Consider the following 16,320-nt stretch of genomic DNA (forward strand, 5'->3'; position numbering starts at 1 on the left):
CGCTTAAAAATGTGCGCAAAGCGAGTTGCTATTAGACTAATAAGAGAAAATTTACACTGTGATGTTGTCAAAATTAAAACAAGCAAAACATCAACAATATTTGTTAAGTTTACCAAAACTCTCTCAAGAAATTGCTGATGTAAAAACGCTATATAAGACAGAAGATTTTCGTGATGAACTGCTTAAACAAATTTCTCAGGCTCAAAATACTATCTACATAACGGCTTTGTATTTAGAGAAAGACGATGCAGGTAAAGACGTACTTCATGCTTTATACGCTGCAAAACAAGCTAATACATCATTGGATATCAAAATTCTCGTAGACTGGCACCGTGCTCAGCGAGGTCGCATCGGGGTTGCAGCAAACGCCACTAATGCCGATTGGTATTATGATGTTGCAAAACATTACCCTGAAATTGAAATCCCTATCTACGGCATCCCTGTAAATACACGGGAAGCTCTGGGTGTTTTGCATCTAAAAGGCTTTTTATTTGATGATACTCTACTCTATAGCGGGGCAAGTATTAATGACGTCTATTTACAACGTCATAGTAAATACCGTTACGACCGCTATCACCTGATCAAAAATAGCCAACTTACCGCATCAATGAAAAAATTTATTGATGACGCATTACTACAAGCTGATGCCATTCATTTATTAAATACGCCAACTCGGCCAAAAACAGCTGAGTTTAAGCATTTAATTAAACAATTTCGTTTGGGCTTACGGGGAGCGTCCTATCAGTTTTCAGGGAATGCAACTAATGATGAGCTGTCCGTCACTCCCTTTGTTGGTCTAGGCAAGAAAAACGATTTAAACCGTGTTATCACGCATTTAATGGGTGCAACAAATAATAAACTAACAATCTGTACACCTTATTTTAATTTGCCTGCGGTATTAGTTAGAGTTATTAGTCGGTTACTGCGTGATGGCAAACAAGTAGAAATTATCATTGGTGACAAAACTGCCAATGACTTCTATATCCCACCTGAAGAGCCATTTAAAATTATTGGTGCATTACCATACCTTTATGAGATCAATCTGCGCCGTTTTGTTAGTCGCTTGCAACGCTTTATTGATAGCCAGCAATTAACAGTAAGGCTCTGGAAAGACGCAGACAATACCTATCATCTAAAGGGGATGTGGGTTGATAATCACTGGCAATTGATCACGGGTAACAACTTAAACCCACGCGCTTGGGGGCTAGATCTTGAAAACGCAGTATTAATTCACGATCCAAAACAACAGCTACAAGAGCAACGCAATCACGAGCTAGAGTGCATTCGAACTCATACTAAGGTTGTTAGCCATTTTCGCGAACTAGATAGCATCCAAACCTATCCTGTTAAAGTGAAAAAATTAATCCGACGACTACGTCGAATACGAGTCGACCGGTTAATTAGCCGCATCCTTTAGAATTTAAACAAAGCGTCACTTCGGTGGCGCTTTTACTTTGCTACTTTAATTTTTTAGGTATCTTACCAAAAATGTTTAAATCACTGATCATTAGCTTACTTATATTCATTTCAACAGGATGTACTGGTTTTCATTGGGCTAATGATAATTGGCAAGGTAAAGATAAAGCGCAGCATTTCGCATTTTCAGCCGCGATGGCTGCGGCTGGTAATGCTTATGCAGATAAACAAAACATACAACACCGCGATGCTGCCATATTTGGTATTCTATTTTCAGTTTCTCTTGGCGCAGCAAAAGAGCTTTATGACAGCAGGCCTAATGGTACTGGGTGGAGTTGGCATGATTTTGCCTATGATGTTGCAGGGTCAATAGCAGGTTATAGTTTATATCAGTCCTTAAAGTAACCCACGCACTTCTTTCTCATTTTTTACATTTCTCTCCTATTTTTAATATTTCGCTCACCATCGAAGTATCTATAAATTAAACCGTTATAGTTGAGCTTCTACATTAAGGAGAGTTTTATGATTGCCGTAATTTTTGAAGCCATCCCAATACCAGCGCAAAAAGAGCGTTATTTTGAATTGGCAGCCAAACTTAAATCTGAACTTATGCACATTGACGGGTTTATTGCTATCGAACGCTTTCAATCTATTACAACAGAAGGAAAAATTCTCTCACTTTCATGGTGGGAAACAGAAGAAGCAGTAAAACAATGGAAAAACCATTTCATGCATATCGATGCACAAGTTGAAGGACAACAAACCATTTTTTCCCATTATCGAATTCGAGTTGCCCATACCTTAAAGGATTACTCATACAATAACGAGGATAGCTTTGATGTATGATATTCATGTGATTATTGAAAACCAAGTAGGTGCTTTAGCACTATTGGCGACAACATTAGGGAAACATGGTATTGGCCTTGAAGGTGGTGGCGTTTTTTCTATCGAAGAAAAAAGTCATGCTCACTTTCTTGTTACCCAGCCAGAAAAAGCACGAGATGCCTTAACTACTGAGGGTTTACAGGTTGAAAGTATCATACAACCAGTGATCCGCAAATTAAAACAAGAACGTCCTGGCGAACTTGGAGAAATTGTTTCTCAACTCGCACTTCACCAAATTAATATCCTTGTTCAATACAGCGACCACAATAACAGGTTAATATTAATAACAGACAACAATATATTAGCCGCTGAAGTAACAAAAAAGTGGGAAAGCCAACCATGATACCAAGCAAAGATAGTATTCCCATTGAAGAAAAAGAGCCATTAGAACAATCTATCGCAAAAGTTGCCTCTGCGATTGCTGACCCTTCAAGGGTCAGTATTTTGTGTGCATTAATGGATGGCAGGGCTTGGACAGCAACAGAATTAAGCGTAGCTGCAAATATAGCCCCATCAACAACGAGTGCACACTTAACTAAACTTTTAAACAGCCACTTAATTAGTTGTCTATCTCAAGGAAGACACCGTTATTATAGGCTTGCAGGCACAGACATTGCCGAATTATTAGAAACATTAATGGGGGTATCCATGAAATTGGAGTACACCCCACCTATAACAACACCTATTCATCTGCGAAAGGCACGTACTTGCTATGATCACTTAGCCGGAGAAATTGCCGTTCAGATCTACGAATTTATGGATAAAAATGGCTGGTTTACAGCTAGAGAAAATAAATTATCAATGATTGGTGCCAATCAATTTAAAAAATTAGGTATCGACATTGCTCCTAATACAAAACGAAAAATAGCATGTGCTTGTTTGGATTGGAGTGAAAGACGTATGCACCTAGGGGGACTAGCAGGAACCTTACTATTAAAATTTTTTGCAGAAAAAGAATGGATAGAGAAAACAAAAGGTTATCGAGAAATTACTTTTACTACCTACGGTAAGAAAGCTTTAAAGCGTATTTTTAATATTAATATAGCTTAACCCCCCAACAAAATAACGAACACCCCTAGAACGATTTGATAATATACTTACCAAGCTAATTACTAATTAAAAGCAGACGTAAAACTGTATTTCTCCAAACAATGCCCCAAGTCACCTACAATAGGTTATTATCCATAAAATCCAGTATGTTAGTAATACAAAAAAGCCTCGTGATTTTTATCACGAGGCTTTGATAAGTGGCGGAACGGACGGGACTCGAACCCGCGACCCCCTGCGTGACAGGCAGGTATTCTAACCAACTGAACTACCGCTCCACTTATTCTTTTGCCTTTCGGCTGTTTACTGCTTATTGAGCAATAAACCTTTAATTAATGTCTGGCAGTTCCCTACTCTCACATGGGGAGACCCCACACTACCATCGGCGCTACGGCGTTTCACTGCTGAGTTCGGCATGGGGTCAGGTGGGACCACCGCGCTATTGCCGCCAGACAAATTCTGTTTGTTCACGTTTAGCTCAACACACTTTCGGTATTTGCTAAACCTAAACTTCAATCTTGAACAAGCTGCTGTGTCCTTCACCTTCCGGCTTCTCACTTCTCGAAAACAACTCCATCTCTCTAAAACACCTTCGGTGTTGTCAGGTTAAGCCTCACGGTTCATTAGTATTGGTTAGCTCAACGTATCGCTACGCTTACACACCCAACCTATCAACGTCTTAGTCTTAAACGTTCCTTTAGGACTCTTAAAGAGTCAGGGAAGACTCATCTCAAGGCAAGTTTCCCGCTTAGATGCTTTCAGCGGTTATCTCTTCCGCACTTAGCTACCGGGCAATGCCATTGGCATGACAACCCGAACACCAGTGGTGCGTCCACTCCGGTCCTCTCGTACTAGGAGCAGCCCCTTTCAATCTTCCAACGCCCACGGCAGATAGGGACCGAACTGTCTCACGACGTTCTAAACCCAGCTCGCGTACCACTTTAAACGGCGAACAGCCGTACCCTTGGGACCTACTTCAGCCCCAGGATGTGATGAGCCGACATCGAGGTGCCAAACACCGCCGTCGATATGAACTCTTGGGCGGTATCAGCCTGTTATCCCCGGAGTACCTTTTATCCGTTGAGCGATGGCCCTTCCATTCAGAACCACCGGATCACTAAGACCTACTTTCGTACCTGCTCGAGCCGTCACTCTCGCAGTCAAGCTGGCTTATGCCTTTGCACTAACCGCATGATGTCCGACCATGCTTAGCCAACCTTCGTGCTCCTCCGTTACTCTTTGGGAGGAGACCGCCCCAGTCAAACTACCCACCAGACACTGTCCGCACCCCAGATAATGGGGCAACGTTAGAACATCAAACATTAAAGGGTGGTATTTCAAGGTTGGCTCCATGCAGACTGGCGTCCACACTTCAAAGCCTCCCACCTATCCTACACATCAAGGCTCAATGTTCAGTGTCAAGCTATAGTAAAGGTTCACGGGGTCTTTCCGTCTTGCCGCGGGTACACTGCATCTTCACAGCGAGTTCAATTTCACTGAGTCTCGGGTGGAGACAGCCTGGCCATCATTACGCCATTCGTGCAGGTCGGAACTTACCCGACAAGGAATTTCGCTACCTTAGGACCGTTATAGTTACGGCCGCCGTTTACTGGGGCTTCGATCAAGAGCTTCTCCTTACGGATAACCCCATCAATTAACCTTCCAGCACCGGGCAGGCGTCACACCGTATACGTCCACTTTCGTGTTTGCACAGTGCTGTGTTTTTAATAAACAGTTGCAGCCAGCTGGTATCTGCGACTGGCTTCAGCTCCATGGGTAAACCACTTCACCTAATGCCAGCGTGCCTTCTCCCGAAGTTACGGCACCATTTTGCCTAGTTCCTTCACCCGAGTTCTCTCAAGCGCCTGAGTATTCTCTACCTGACCACCTGTGTCGGTTTGGGGTACGATTAATGATAATCTAGAGCTTAGAGGCTTTTCCTGGAAGCGGGGCATGAGCTACTTCATCACCGTAGTGACTCGTCGTCGGACCTCAGCATATAGTGAACCGGATTTGCCTAATTCACCTGCCTACATCCTTAAACCGGGACAACCGTCGCCCGGATAGCCTAGCCTTCTCCGTCCCCCCATCGCAATTATCACCAGTACGGGAATATTAACCCGTTTCCCATCGACTACGCATTTCTGCCTCGCCTTAGGGGTCGACTCACCCTGCCCCGATTAACGTTGGACAGGAACCCTTGGTCTTCCGGCGTGCGGGTTTTTCACCCGCATTATCGTTACTTATGTCAGCATTCGCACTTCTGATACCTCCAGCATGCCTCACAGCACACCTTCACAGGCTTACAGAACGCTCCCCTACCCAACGAACGTATCCTTAAACTGACTGCCTGACGTTTCCGCCTCGACTTTGTTGGACGCATTGACGTCGCTTCGCTCCGTCAATCGTTTTGATACATTTGAGTATCACTTAATCAGTTTAAGTGATACGTTCGCTGCCGCAGCTTCGGTGCATAGTTTAGCCCCGTTACATCTTCCGCGCAGGCCGACTCGACCAGTGAGCTATTACGCTTTCTTTAAATGATGGCTGCTTCTAAGCCAACATCCTGGCTGTCTGAGCCTTCCCACTTCGTTTCCCACTTAACTATGACTTTGGGACCTTAGCTGGCGGTCTGGGTTGTTTCCCTCTTCACGACGAACGTTAGCACCCGCCGTGTGTCTCCCGTGATAACATTCTTCGGTATTCGTAGTTTGCATCGAGTTGGTAAGTCGGGATGACCCCCTAGTCGAAACAGTGCTCTACCCCCGAAGATGAGTTCACGAGGCGCTACCTAAATAGCTTTCGGGGAGAACCAGCTATCTCCCGGTTTGATTGGCCTTTCACCCCCAGCCACAAGTCATCCGCTAATTTTTCAACATTAGTCGGTTCGGTCCTCCAGTTAGTGTTACCCAACCTTCAACCTGCCCATGGCTAGATCACCGGGTTTCGGGTCTATACCCTGCAACTCATTCGCCCAGTTAAGACTCGGTTTCCCTACGGCTCCCCTATACGGTTAACCTTGCTACAGAATATAAGTCGCTGACCCATTATACAAAAGGTACGCAGTCACCCCATCCTCAAATGTCCCGCTTGGCTTTGCGGCCAATCTTGCCCGATTTTTTAACTTCCGCTGCTCATGGACTTCGATGTCCACTGCGCTGCGGCTTGAAAAAATCAGCCAATCTTGTTGGCAAATCCTGCGCTGTTATTGTGATGGTTTTACACCCTCACTCAATTGCCGAGGCACTTGAGTGATGGGGCTCCCACTGCTTGTACGTACACGGTTTCAGGTTCTATTTCACTCCCCTCGCCGGGGTTCTTTTCGCCTTTCCCTCACGGTACTGGTTCACTATCGGTCAATCAGGAGTATTTAGCCTTGGAGGATGGTCCCCCCATATTCAGACAGGATAACACGTGTCCCGCCCTACTCGTCGAGTTCACAACACTAACACCTTCGGATACGGGGCTATCACCCTTTACTGCCGGACTTTCCAGACCGTTCTCCTGATGCTAATGCTGATTAAGACTCTGGGCTGCTCCCCGTTCGCTCGCCGCTACTAGGGGAATCTCGGTTGATTTCTTTTCCTCGGGGTACTGAGATGTTTCAGTTCCCCCGGTTCGCTTCGTTTGACTATGTATTCATCAAACGATAGTGCAACGAATTGCACTGGGTTTCCCCATTCGGAAATCGTCGGTTGTAACGGTTCATATCACCTTACCGACGCTTATCGCAGATTAGCACGTCCTTCATCGCCTCTGATTGCCTAGGCATCCACCGTGTACGCTTAGTCGCTTAACCTCACAACCCGAAATTGTTTCAACGTTCACCTTACTGTCATGGCTGTGCGTGCATTCCTTCTTTGTTGGGCAGTGCTCGCAATGCTCACATACTTATGTATGTGCGCTTGCTGTGCGCTGGCCGCCGCGAAGGACTGACTGCTCGCTCATGCCACTCGCTAAAGTGACCGAAAATTTCAGGTCTGAAATTTTGAGAGACTCTCACATTGTTTAAGCGATAAACAATGTGCGTTGTTTTCAATTTTCAGCTTGTTCCAGATTGTTAAAGAGCATAATTATTCGCAATAGACTATTACTAATCTATTCTGAATAATCAGAAAAATTATGGTGGAGCTAAGCGGGATCGAACCGCTGACCTCCTGCGTGCAAGGCAGGCGCTCTCCCAGCTGAGCTATAGCCCCATAAAGGTATTTTCGGTATCAATGAATCTCTTTATAAGATTTTCTTATTCGGAGGTCTTTTTTCTTAGGCAAGGCGTGGATTAGCGAAGTTTACTTTTGGGTAAACGAGCTGAGCCATAACGCAGCATAAGAGAAAAGTGGTAGGCCTGAGTGGACTTGAACCACCGACCTCACCCTTATCAGGGGTGCGCTCTAACCACCTGAGCTACAAGCCTATCGATACCGCTACTCTATTTCATCAGACAATCTGTGTGAGCACTTCACAAAAACACTTCAATGGTAAGGAGGTGATCCAACCGCAGGTTCCCCTACGGTTACCTTGTTACGACTTCACCCCAGTCATGAATCACAAAGTGGTAAGCGCCCTCCCGAAGGTTAAGCTACCTACTTCTTTTGCAACCCACTCCCATGGTGTGACGGGCGGTGTGTACAAGGCCCGGGAACGTATTCACCGTAGCATTCTGATCTACGATTACTAGCGATTCCGACTTCATGGAGTCGAGTTGCAGACTCCAATCCGGACTACGACGTACTTTATGAGTTCCGCTTGCTCTCGCGAGGTCGCTTCTCTTTGTATACGCCATTGTAGCACGTGTGTAGCCCTACTCGTAAGGGCCATGATGACTTGACGTCATCCCCACCTTCCTCCGGTTTATCACCGGCAGTCTCCTTTGAGTTCCCGACCGAGTCGCTGGCAACAAAGGATAAGGGTTGCGCTCGTTGCGGGACTTAACCCAACATTTCACAACACGAGCTGACGACAGCCATGCAGCACCTGTCTCAGAGTTCCCGAAGGCACCAAAGCATCTCTGCTAAGTTCTCTGGATGTCAAGAGTAGGTAAGGTTCTTCGCGTTGCATCGAATTAAACCACATGCTCCACCGCTTGTGCGGGCCCCCGTCAATTCATTTGAGTTTTAACCTTGCGGCCGTACTCCCCAGGCGGTCGATTTAACGCGTTAGCTCCGAAAGCCACTCCTCTAGGGAACAACCTTCAAATCGACATCGTTTACAGCGTGGACTACCAGGGTATCTAATCCTGTTTGCTCCCCACGCTTTCGCACCTGAGCGTCAGTCTTTGTCCAGGGGGCCGCCTTCGCCACCGGTATTCCTCCACATCTCTACGCATTTCACCGCTACACATGGAATTCTACCCCCCTCTACAAGACTCTAGCTGACCAGTCTTAGATGCCATTCCCAGGTTAAGCCCGGGGATTTCACATCTAACTTAATCAACCGCCTGCGTGCGCTTTACGCCCAGTAATTCCGATTAACGCTTGCACCCTCCGTATTACCGCGGCTGCTGGCACGGAGTTAGCCGGTGCTTCTTCTGTCGGTAACGTCAATCGTTGTTGATATTAGCAACAACGCCTTCCTCCCGACTGAAAGTACTTTACAACCCTAGGGCCTTCTTCATACACGCGGCATGGCTGCATCAGGCTTGCGCCCATTGTGCAATATTCCCCACTGCTGCCTCCCGTAGGAGTCTGGGCCGTGTCTCAGTCCCAGTGTGGCTGATCATCCTCTCAGACCAGCTAGGGATCGTCGCCTAGTGAGCCATTACCTCACCTACTAGCTAATCCCATATGGGTTCATCCGATAGCGCAAGGACCGAAGTTCCCCTGCTTTGCTCCTTAGAGATTATGCGGTATTAGCTACCGTTTCCAGTAGTTATCCCCCTCTATCGGGCAGATCCCCATACATTACTCACCCGTCCGCCGCTCGTCAGCGAGAAGCAAGCTTCCCCTGTTACCGCTCGACTTGCATGTGTTAGGCCTGCCGCCAGCGTTCAATCTGAGCCATGATCAAACTCTTCAATTAAAAAGCTTGATGCTCAAAGAATGTCTTACTGACCGTAACGTTCTTTTGTTCGGCTAACTTTGTCGGCTTCGCATCGCTTCCCCTCGCCGTACCTAAGTACTGTCTCGGGTTATCTTTGCTCGCCTTCGCGTTATCCTTCCAAAATAAGCGTTACTACCTTATTTCATATATATGAATTAACGTGTTAGTCACTCTTCAAGACTTAAAATCAAATATTTTTTTGATAGTGTCCTGTGAGTGCCCACACAGATTGTCTGATAAATTGTTAAAGAGCGTTGCAGCTTTTCTTTATGAAAACCAACCTTTCGGTCGTTGCTGCGAGGAGGCGTATATTACGTTTTCCTCCGTGAGAGTCAAGCAATTTTTTGCTTTTTTCTTTTCAGAATCTCTCGCTGCCGTTTCAGTGTTCATCGCGCTTTGCGCTGTCTTGTTCTCGGTCAGTGGTGGCGCATTATAGGGAGTCAGAAAAATCTGGCAAGTGTTTTTTTACATTTTTTTTCTAACTGCCTATTTACCACCCAAAAAGGCTACTTTTTGATTCTTTTTAGCGTTTCTGGCAACTCTGCGATACTGTTAATAACAATATCTGCATTATTGATTGCTTCATCGGTGACTGGCTCACCACTTTTCACTAATATAGTTGTACCGACTTTAGCGGCTTTGCCTGCCAACATATCAGCAAGTTTATCACCCACCATAATAGATGATGCCATATCTATTTTTAAAAAAGCCTGCGCGTCTAGTAGCATTCCTGGCTTTGGTTTACGGCAATTACAGTCTTGGCGATATTCTTCTACTGTAGCCTCAGTATGATGAGGGCAAAAATAAATACCGTCTAAGTCGATACCGCGATCTGCTAATGACCAATCCATCCATTCTGTGAGTTGCATAAACTGGTCTTCTGTATAAATTCCCCGACCAATACCTGACTGGTTAGTTACAATAACTAATGCATAACCCATCTTTTTTAATTCGAGCATCGCTTCAATTGACCCTTCAATAAATTCGAAATCATCAATTTTATGTACATAACCATGATCGATATTAATTGTTCCATCTCTATCTAAAAAGACTGCTGGGATCCCGTTACTCACCTGTTTACTCCTAAAATTTAGTATCTTTTTAGTATCTCATGAAAAGAAATAAAAGGAGAATAGAATAAATAGAACAATCTTTATTGACTTAGACGTCTAGACGCCTTAACATCCAACCTTATTAGATACACTATCTAAAAACAATTCAGATAAAGTTAGAAACTATAAATGATAAAGCTCTCAAATATTAATAAAGTTTTCCAGCAAGGAAGCCGTAACATTCAAGCGCTTACTGATATTAGCTTGCATGTGCCTGCTGGTCAGATCTATGGCGTTATTGGTGCTTCAGGTGCGGGTAAAAGTACGCTTATTCGTTGCGTGAATATGCTTGAACGCCCAACTTCAGGCCAAGTTATTGTTGATGGACAAGATTTAACATCAATGACTGAAAAAACGTTGACGAGAGCACGTCGCGGCATTGGCATGATTTTCCAGCATTTTAACCTGTTATCTTCACGTACCGTCTTTGATAACGTTGCTCTCCCCTTAGAACTTGATAATACGCCTAAAGAAAAAATTATAGAGCGTGTAAGTGAATTACTCGATTTAGTTGGGTTAACTGAAAAGAAAGATGCATACCCAGCAAACCTTTCGGGCGGACAAAAGCAACGTGTTGCTATAGCTCGCGCATTAGCTAATTCACCAAAAGTATTACTATGTGATGAAGCGACAAGTGCATTAGACCCCGCGACAACCCGTTCAATTTTAGAATTATTAAAAGATATTAACCGTCGATTAGGCTTAACTATCTTATTAATTACCCACGAAATGGATGTTGTAAAACGTATTTGTGATCAAGTAGCTGTAATAAGTGGCGGTCAATTAATTGAGCAAGACAAAGTGAGTGAAGTATTCTCTCACCCAAAAACACCTGTTGCTCAAGCGTTTATTCAATCAACATTAGTTATTGATATTCCAGATGATTATAAAGAACGATTAAAAACGGAGCCAGGGAAGGAATTATCACCATTACTCAAGCTCGAATTTACAGGGCAGTCTGTTGATGCACCTTTAATTTCAATGGCTGTACGCAAATTTGATATTGATATTAATATTTTAAGTTCACAAATTGACTACGCCGGCGGCGTGAAATTTGGTGTGATGCTCGCAGAGCTACATGGCATCAATGGTGGGGTTGAATCCACAATTGCATTTTTAAAAGAGCATCATGTGAAAGTAGAGGTTTTGGGTTATGTCTGAGAGAATGATTTACCTGCTGATTAACGGCACAATTGACACTATCACAATGACCTTTGTTTCCGGCTTTTTGGGTTTTGTTTTAGGTTTACCATTAGGTGTATTGCTCTATATTACACGCAAAGACCAAGTAATGGAGAATGTAGGGCTATATCGTGCTCTTGCAGTTGTAGTAAACATTTTCCGCTCTGTGCCATTTATTATTTTACTGGTGTGGATTATTCCATTAACTTCGTTTCTTGTTGGAACGACTATTGGTTTAAAAGCGGCAATCGTTCCTTTAACAATTGGCGCTGCACCATTTATCGCTCGTATGGTTGAAAATGCGTTATTAGAAATTCCAAGCGGTTTAATTGAATCAGCCCGTGCGATGGGTGCAACTCCTCTTCAGATTATTCGTAAGATTTTGATCCCTGAAGCATTGCCAAGTTTAATTAATGCAGCCACTATCACGTTAATTATGTTAGTCGGATATTCTGCAATGGGTGGTGCAGTTGGTGCAGGTGGTTTAGGTCAAATCGCACTACAATATGGTTATCAAACCTATAACCCTGTTGTGATGAATACCGTTATTGTTCTCCTCGTCATTTTAGTAAACCTAATTCAGTTTGGTGGCGAGTATTTAATGAAAAAAGTTTCACATCGATAGTTAGTAAAATAGCTGCGCCGTTAAGGTGCTTATAAAGTCCGTTTTAAAGGGGTAAACCAATGTCTATTAAATTAAAATCTATCGCAGTTGTCGGCGCGCTATTAGGCACACTCGTTCTCACTGGTTGTGGTGAAAAAGAGAAAGATGCCAACAGCATCAAAGTTGGTGTGATCATGGGCAAAGAATTAGAAGTTGCTGAAGTCGCACAGAAAGTTGCTAAAGAAAAGTACGGTTTAAATGTTGAGCTCGTTTCATTTAATGACTTCGTTTTACCTAATGAAGCATTAAGTAAAGGCGATATCGATGCGAACGCATTCCAACACAAGCCTTATCTTGATCAACAAATTAAAGATCGTAACTACAAATTAGTTCCTGTTGGAAATACCTTTATTTATCCAATTGCGGCTTACTCTAAAAAAATTAAGTCGGTAGATGAACTCGCTGATGGCTCTCAAATTGCGTTACCAAATGACCCAACTAACTTAGGCCGTTCATTGCTGTTATTACAACAACAAGGTTTAATTAAATTAAAAGATGGTACTGGCTTAATGCCAACTGTTTTAGATGTGGTTGAAAACCCGAAAGACCTGAAATTTGTTGAGTTAGAAGCGCCTCAATTACCTCGTGCTTTAGATGACCAAAAAATTGCATTAGCGATTATCAATACGACTTGGGCAAGTAGTGCTACACCTAAATTAACACCTGCAAAAGATGGTTTATTTGTTGAAGATAAAGATTCTCCGTACGTAAATATTATTGTTGCTCGTGAAGATAATAAAGATAGTGAGAACGTGAAAAAATTTATTCAGGCATATCAATCAGATGAAGTAGCAAACAAAGCTAATGAAGTCTTCGATGGTGGTGCAGTTAAAGGTTGGTAATCTTTTTTATTATTTAAAAAACGATTAAAATACTAGACGGCTTAACGCCGTCTAGTATTTTTTGTAATTTATAGACTATAAAAACAACGCAGCATTATTTTGAATCATATAAGAAAGGTATAACTTATGAGACTGTTATTGCTCACTTTGGTAACATTTGTGTTAGCCGGGTGTGGAATTAACCAATACACGAGTCCAGGGCAAAATAAAGGTTTCACTAGTATGAAATTGTCTAAACCTGTACCGAAAGTAACAGAGCCAGACACAGCAAACGTTAAATTAATGAATAGCCCAGAAGAATTATTAGGGATGCCTTTCAAAGATTTAGGTGTTGTTTCTGGGGAATCTTGTCGAGAAAGCGTTCAAAGCCCTCCGGCAAATTTGAATACCGCAAAAAACAGTATGTTAACACAAGCTGCCTATATTGCGGCTGATGCCGTACTTTTACACCAGTGCCAAACCATGACCTCTCCAGGTTGTTATCAGGCAACTATCTGTGAAGGCAGTGCATTACAAATTGTTGAATAAATATCTTATGCAATCTTTTCAGTTTAATGTTATTGGGCACATTGAATCACCTTATAAAGAAAAGTTTGCAATCCCTCGCCAACCTGGACTTGTTCAGGCTGGTGTGGGCCGCTTACATTTGCATTCGCCATTTAACGACCCTAATTCAGTACGAGGACTCAATCAATTTAGCCATGTGTGGATTTTATTCGTTTTTCATCAAACGATGGAAAATGGTTGGAAACCACTAGTGCGCCCTCCAAGACTCGGGGGGAATGAAAAAATGGGTGTTTTTGCGACCCGTTCAACTTTTAGGCCAAACCCAATAGGTATGTCACTTGTTGAATTACGTGGAATAACAACCAAAAACAACCAGGTGATCCTTGAGCTTGGTAGCCTTGATTTAGTTGATGGCACCCCGGTTATCGATATAAAACCTTATTTACCTTTTGCTGAAGCAGTATCAAACGCAACCGCAGGATATGCACAAGACACACCTTCAGATGATATGCAGGTTATATTTACCCCACAACTAGAAACTGAATTAGATGTTTATCAAAATCAGTATCCGGGTATTAAACAATTTATTTCACAAGTCTTAATGCAAGACCCTCGCCCCGCATACAAAAAACAATCTACTGAAACACGTGACTATGCCGTTCATTTATTAGATTTTAATATTCGTTGGCGAGTAATTGGTGGTGTGACTGAAGTATTCGCTATCGAACCATGCGAAAAATCACGTTAACCCCTTTTGGCAAGCCTCCGTCACTGGTAGACTAGCTCACTATATACCTTGGCAAATAAATCGTTTGCCATAACTTATTGTTCTAATGGAACCTATACAATGCGTACTAGCAAATATCTGCTCTCAACTCTAAAAGAGACCCCTGCGGATGCAGAAGTTATCAGCCATCAGCTGATGCTGCGTGCAGGAATGATCCGTAAACTTGCTTCTGGTCTGTATGACTGGTTACCCACTGGTGTGCGTGTTCTACGTAAAGTAGAAACCATCGTCCGTGAAGAAATGGAAAATGCAGGCGCTATAGAGGTATCTTTACCCGTCGTTCAACCTGCAGATTTATGGCAAGAAAGTGGTCGTTGGGAACAGTATGGTCCTGAATTGCTGCGTTTTGTTGATCGTGGTGAGCGCCCGTTTGTTCTCGGTCCGACTCATGAAGAAGTGATTACAGATTTAGTGCGTAACGAAATCACGTCTTACAAACAATTGCCATTGAATTTATTTCAAATTCAAACCAAATTCCGTGATGAAGTTCGCCCACGTTTTGGCGTGATGCGCTCGCGTGAATTTATTATGAAAGATGCGTACTCTTTCCACACTAGCCAAGAATCATTGCAAGAAACCTATGATGCGATGTACGAAGCCTACAGCAAAATTTTTACGCGTATTGGCTTTGATTTTCGTGCTGTTCAAGCTGACACTGGCTCTATCGGTGGTAGCGCATCCCACGAATTCCAAGTATTAGCGAAAAATGGTGAAGATGACGTCATTTTCTCTACTGAATCTGATTACGCAGCTAACATTGAATTTGCAGAAGCATTAGCACCAACAACACCACGTTGCGCTCCAACAGAAGAGATGCGCTTGGTGGATACGCCAAATGCAAAAACAATCGCAGAGCTTGTTGAACAATTCAATTTACCTGTTGAAAAAACTGTTAAGACATTGATTGTTCATGCGAAAAAAGATTCAGGTCACACGCTCGTCGCTTTATTAATTCGTGGCGACCATGAGTTAAATGAAATCAAAGCAGAAAAACACCCATTAGTGGCTAGCCCATTAGAATTCGCCACGGAAGCTGAAATCAGAAATGCAGTGAATGCAGGCCCGGGCTCTTTAGGCCCTGTCAATATGCCTCTACCGATTGTTATCGACCGTAGCGTTGCAGTAATGAGCGACTTTGGTGCAGGCGCAAATATTGATGGTAAACACTATTTTGGCATCAACTGGGAACGTGATTTGGCGTTACCAGAAGCTTTTGATTTACGCAACGTTGTTGAAGGAGACCCAAGCCCAGATGGTAAAGGTGTACTGCAAATTAAACGTGGTATCGAAGTTGGCCATATTTTCCAATTAGGGACTAAGTACTCAGAAGCAATGAAAGCTTCAGTCCAAAATGAAGATGGACATAACCAAATCGTCACCATGGGCTGTTATGGCATTGGTGTAACGCGTATTGTTGCCGCTGCTATTGAACAAAGCCATGATGACCGCGGAATTATTTGGCCGGATGCAATTGCTCCGTTCCAAGTGGCTATTTTACCAATGAATATGCACAAATCTTATCGTGTTAAAGAAGTTGCAGAAAAACTTTACGCTGACTTAAAAACAAATGGTATTGATGTGATTTTCGATGACCGTAAAGAGCGCCCAGGCGTGATGTTTGCCGATATGGAGCTGATTGGTGTTCCATACACTATCGTTATTGGTGACCGTAACTTAGACAACAACCAAATTGAATATAAATCACGCCGTAGTGATGATAAAGAATTGGTTGGCTTAGAAAATGTTATTAGCTTCCTAAAAGGAAAGCTCGGTAAATAAAATAAGTTAAAAGCTAGAAAATAAAGCCCAAATTTCGGTTATTTGAATTTGGGCTTCTTT

Annotated in this window: 12 protein-coding genes, 3 tRNA genes and 3 rRNA genes; 11 read left to right on the top strand and 7 right to left on the bottom strand. The window is 43.3% G+C overall.

Annotated elements, in window-relative coordinates; genetic code table 11:
- Positions 1 to 61: 61 nt before the first annotated feature.
- The 5 genes from pssA (at position 62) to M1F26_RS14300 (ending at position 3,351) form a co-directional block, all read left to right on the top strand.
- The gene (pssA, locus tag M1F26_RS14280; RefSeq protein WP_140172827.1) at positions 62 to 1,417 is read left to right on the top strand and encodes a CDP-diacylglycerol--serine O-phosphatidyltransferase; all 1,356 of its coding nucleotides are present in this window, start codon (positions 62 to 64) and stop codon (positions 1,415 to 1,417) included.
- A gap of 71 nt (positions 1,418 to 1,488) precedes the next feature.
- Positions 1,489 to 1,821 carry a YfiM family lipoprotein gene (locus M1F26_RS14285; protein ID WP_165880257.1) on the top strand — a complete coding sequence of 111 codons (333 nt, stop codon included), beginning with the start codon at positions 1,489 to 1,491 and terminating at the stop codon, positions 1,819 to 1,821.
- A gap of 117 nt (positions 1,822 to 1,938) precedes the next feature.
- Positions 1,939 to 2,262: an antibiotic biosynthesis monooxygenase family protein gene (locus tag M1F26_RS14290; RefSeq protein ID WP_140172828.1), complete on the top strand. Its 324-nt coding sequence runs from the start codon at positions 1,939 to 1,941 to the stop codon at positions 2,260 to 2,262.
- Positions 2,255 to 2,644, top strand: coding sequence for a hypothetical protein (locus M1F26_RS14295; protein WP_004257151.1), 390 nt, complete (start codon positions 2,255 to 2,257; stop codon positions 2,642 to 2,644). The genes M1F26_RS14290 and M1F26_RS14295 overlap by 8 nt, the downstream gene beginning before the upstream one ends.
- Positions 2,641 to 3,351: an ArsR/SmtB family transcription factor gene (locus tag M1F26_RS14300; RefSeq protein ID WP_140172830.1), complete on the top strand. Its 711-nt coding sequence runs from the start codon at positions 2,641 to 2,643 to the stop codon at positions 3,349 to 3,351. The genes M1F26_RS14295 and M1F26_RS14300 overlap by 4 nt, the downstream gene beginning before the upstream one ends.
- A 198-nt stretch (positions 3,352 to 3,549) precedes the next feature.
- On the opposite strand, the gene M1F26_RS14305 is transcribed toward M1F26_RS14300, so the two are convergent.
- From M1F26_RS14305 to gmhB, 7 genes are all read right to left on the bottom strand, one after another.
- Positions 3,550 to 3,626 (bottom strand) — tRNA-Asp (locus tag M1F26_RS14305).
- A gap of 59 nt (positions 3,627 to 3,685) precedes the next feature.
- Positions 3,686 to 3,801 (bottom strand): 5S ribosomal RNA (rrf, locus tag M1F26_RS14310).
- 149 nt (positions 3,802 to 3,950) lie between these two features.
- Positions 3,951 to 7,147: ribosomal RNA gene (locus M1F26_RS14315) — 23S ribosomal RNA — on the bottom strand.
- Positions 7,148 to 7,471: 324 nt separating this feature from the next.
- A tRNA-Ala gene (locus tag M1F26_RS14320) sits at positions 7,472 to 7,547 on the bottom strand.
- Between the two features lie 138 nt (positions 7,548 to 7,685).
- Positions 7,686 to 7,762 (bottom strand) — tRNA-Ile (locus M1F26_RS14325).
- Between the two features lie 65 nt (positions 7,763 to 7,827).
- Positions 7,828 to 9,366 (bottom strand): 16S ribosomal RNA (locus M1F26_RS14330).
- Together the 16S, 23S and 5S rRNA genes with 3 tRNA genes alongside form the textbook arrangement of a ribosomal RNA operon.
- A 527-nt stretch (positions 9,367 to 9,893) precedes the next feature.
- Entirely contained in the window at positions 9,894 to 10,460 is a 567-nt protein-coding gene (gmhB, locus tag M1F26_RS14335; RefSeq protein WP_110591297.1) for a D-glycero-beta-D-manno-heptose 1,7-bisphosphate 7-phosphatase, read from the bottom strand.
- A gap of 168 nt (positions 10,461 to 10,628) precedes the next feature.
- On the opposite strand from gmhB, the gene metN reads away from it, so the two are divergent.
- The 6 genes from metN to proS all read left to right on the top strand — a co-directional run bounded on the left by metN (position 10,629) and on the right by proS (position 16,260).
- A complete protein-coding gene (metN, locus tag M1F26_RS14340) occupies positions 10,629 to 11,660 on the top strand; it encodes a methionine ABC transporter ATP-binding protein MetN (RefSeq protein ID WP_110591296.1) in 1,032 nt (343 codons plus the stop codon).
- Complete coding sequence (metI, locus tag M1F26_RS14345; protein ID WP_004257375.1) at positions 11,653 to 12,306, top strand: methionine ABC transporter permease MetI; 654 nt, start codon at positions 11,653 to 11,655, stop codon at positions 12,304 to 12,306. The genes metN and metI overlap by 8 nt, the downstream gene beginning before the upstream one ends.
- Positions 12,307 to 12,365: 59 nt before the next feature.
- On the top strand, positions 12,366 to 13,187 hold the full coding sequence (locus M1F26_RS14350) for a MetQ/NlpA family lipoprotein (RefSeq protein ID WP_004257378.1): 822 nt from the start codon (positions 12,366 to 12,368) through the stop codon (positions 13,185 to 13,187).
- Between the two features lie 126 nt (positions 13,188 to 13,313).
- Positions 13,314 to 13,715, top strand: coding sequence for an Rcs stress response system protein RcsF (rcsF, locus tag M1F26_RS14355; RefSeq protein WP_004257380.1), 402 nt, complete (start codon positions 13,314 to 13,316; stop codon positions 13,713 to 13,715).
- Positions 13,716 to 13,722: 7 nt separating this feature from the next.
- Complete coding sequence (gene tsaA / locus M1F26_RS14360; RefSeq protein ID WP_140171682.1) at positions 13,723 to 14,442, top strand: tRNA (N6-threonylcarbamoyladenosine(37)-N6)-methyltransferase TrmO; 720 nt, start codon at positions 13,723 to 13,725, stop codon at positions 14,440 to 14,442.
- Positions 14,443 to 14,541: 99 nt separating this feature from the next.
- Complete coding sequence (gene proS, locus M1F26_RS14365; protein WP_140171681.1) at positions 14,542 to 16,260, top strand: proline--tRNA ligase; 1,719 nt, start codon at positions 14,542 to 14,544, stop codon at positions 16,258 to 16,260.
- Positions 16,261 to 16,320: the final 60 nt, after the last annotated feature.

It is taken from the genome of Providencia sp. PROV048 (genome assembly GCF_033688165.1).
GTDB classification, from domain to species: domain Bacteria; phylum Pseudomonadota; class Gammaproteobacteria; order Enterobacterales; family Enterobacteriaceae; genus Providencia; species Providencia hangzhouensis.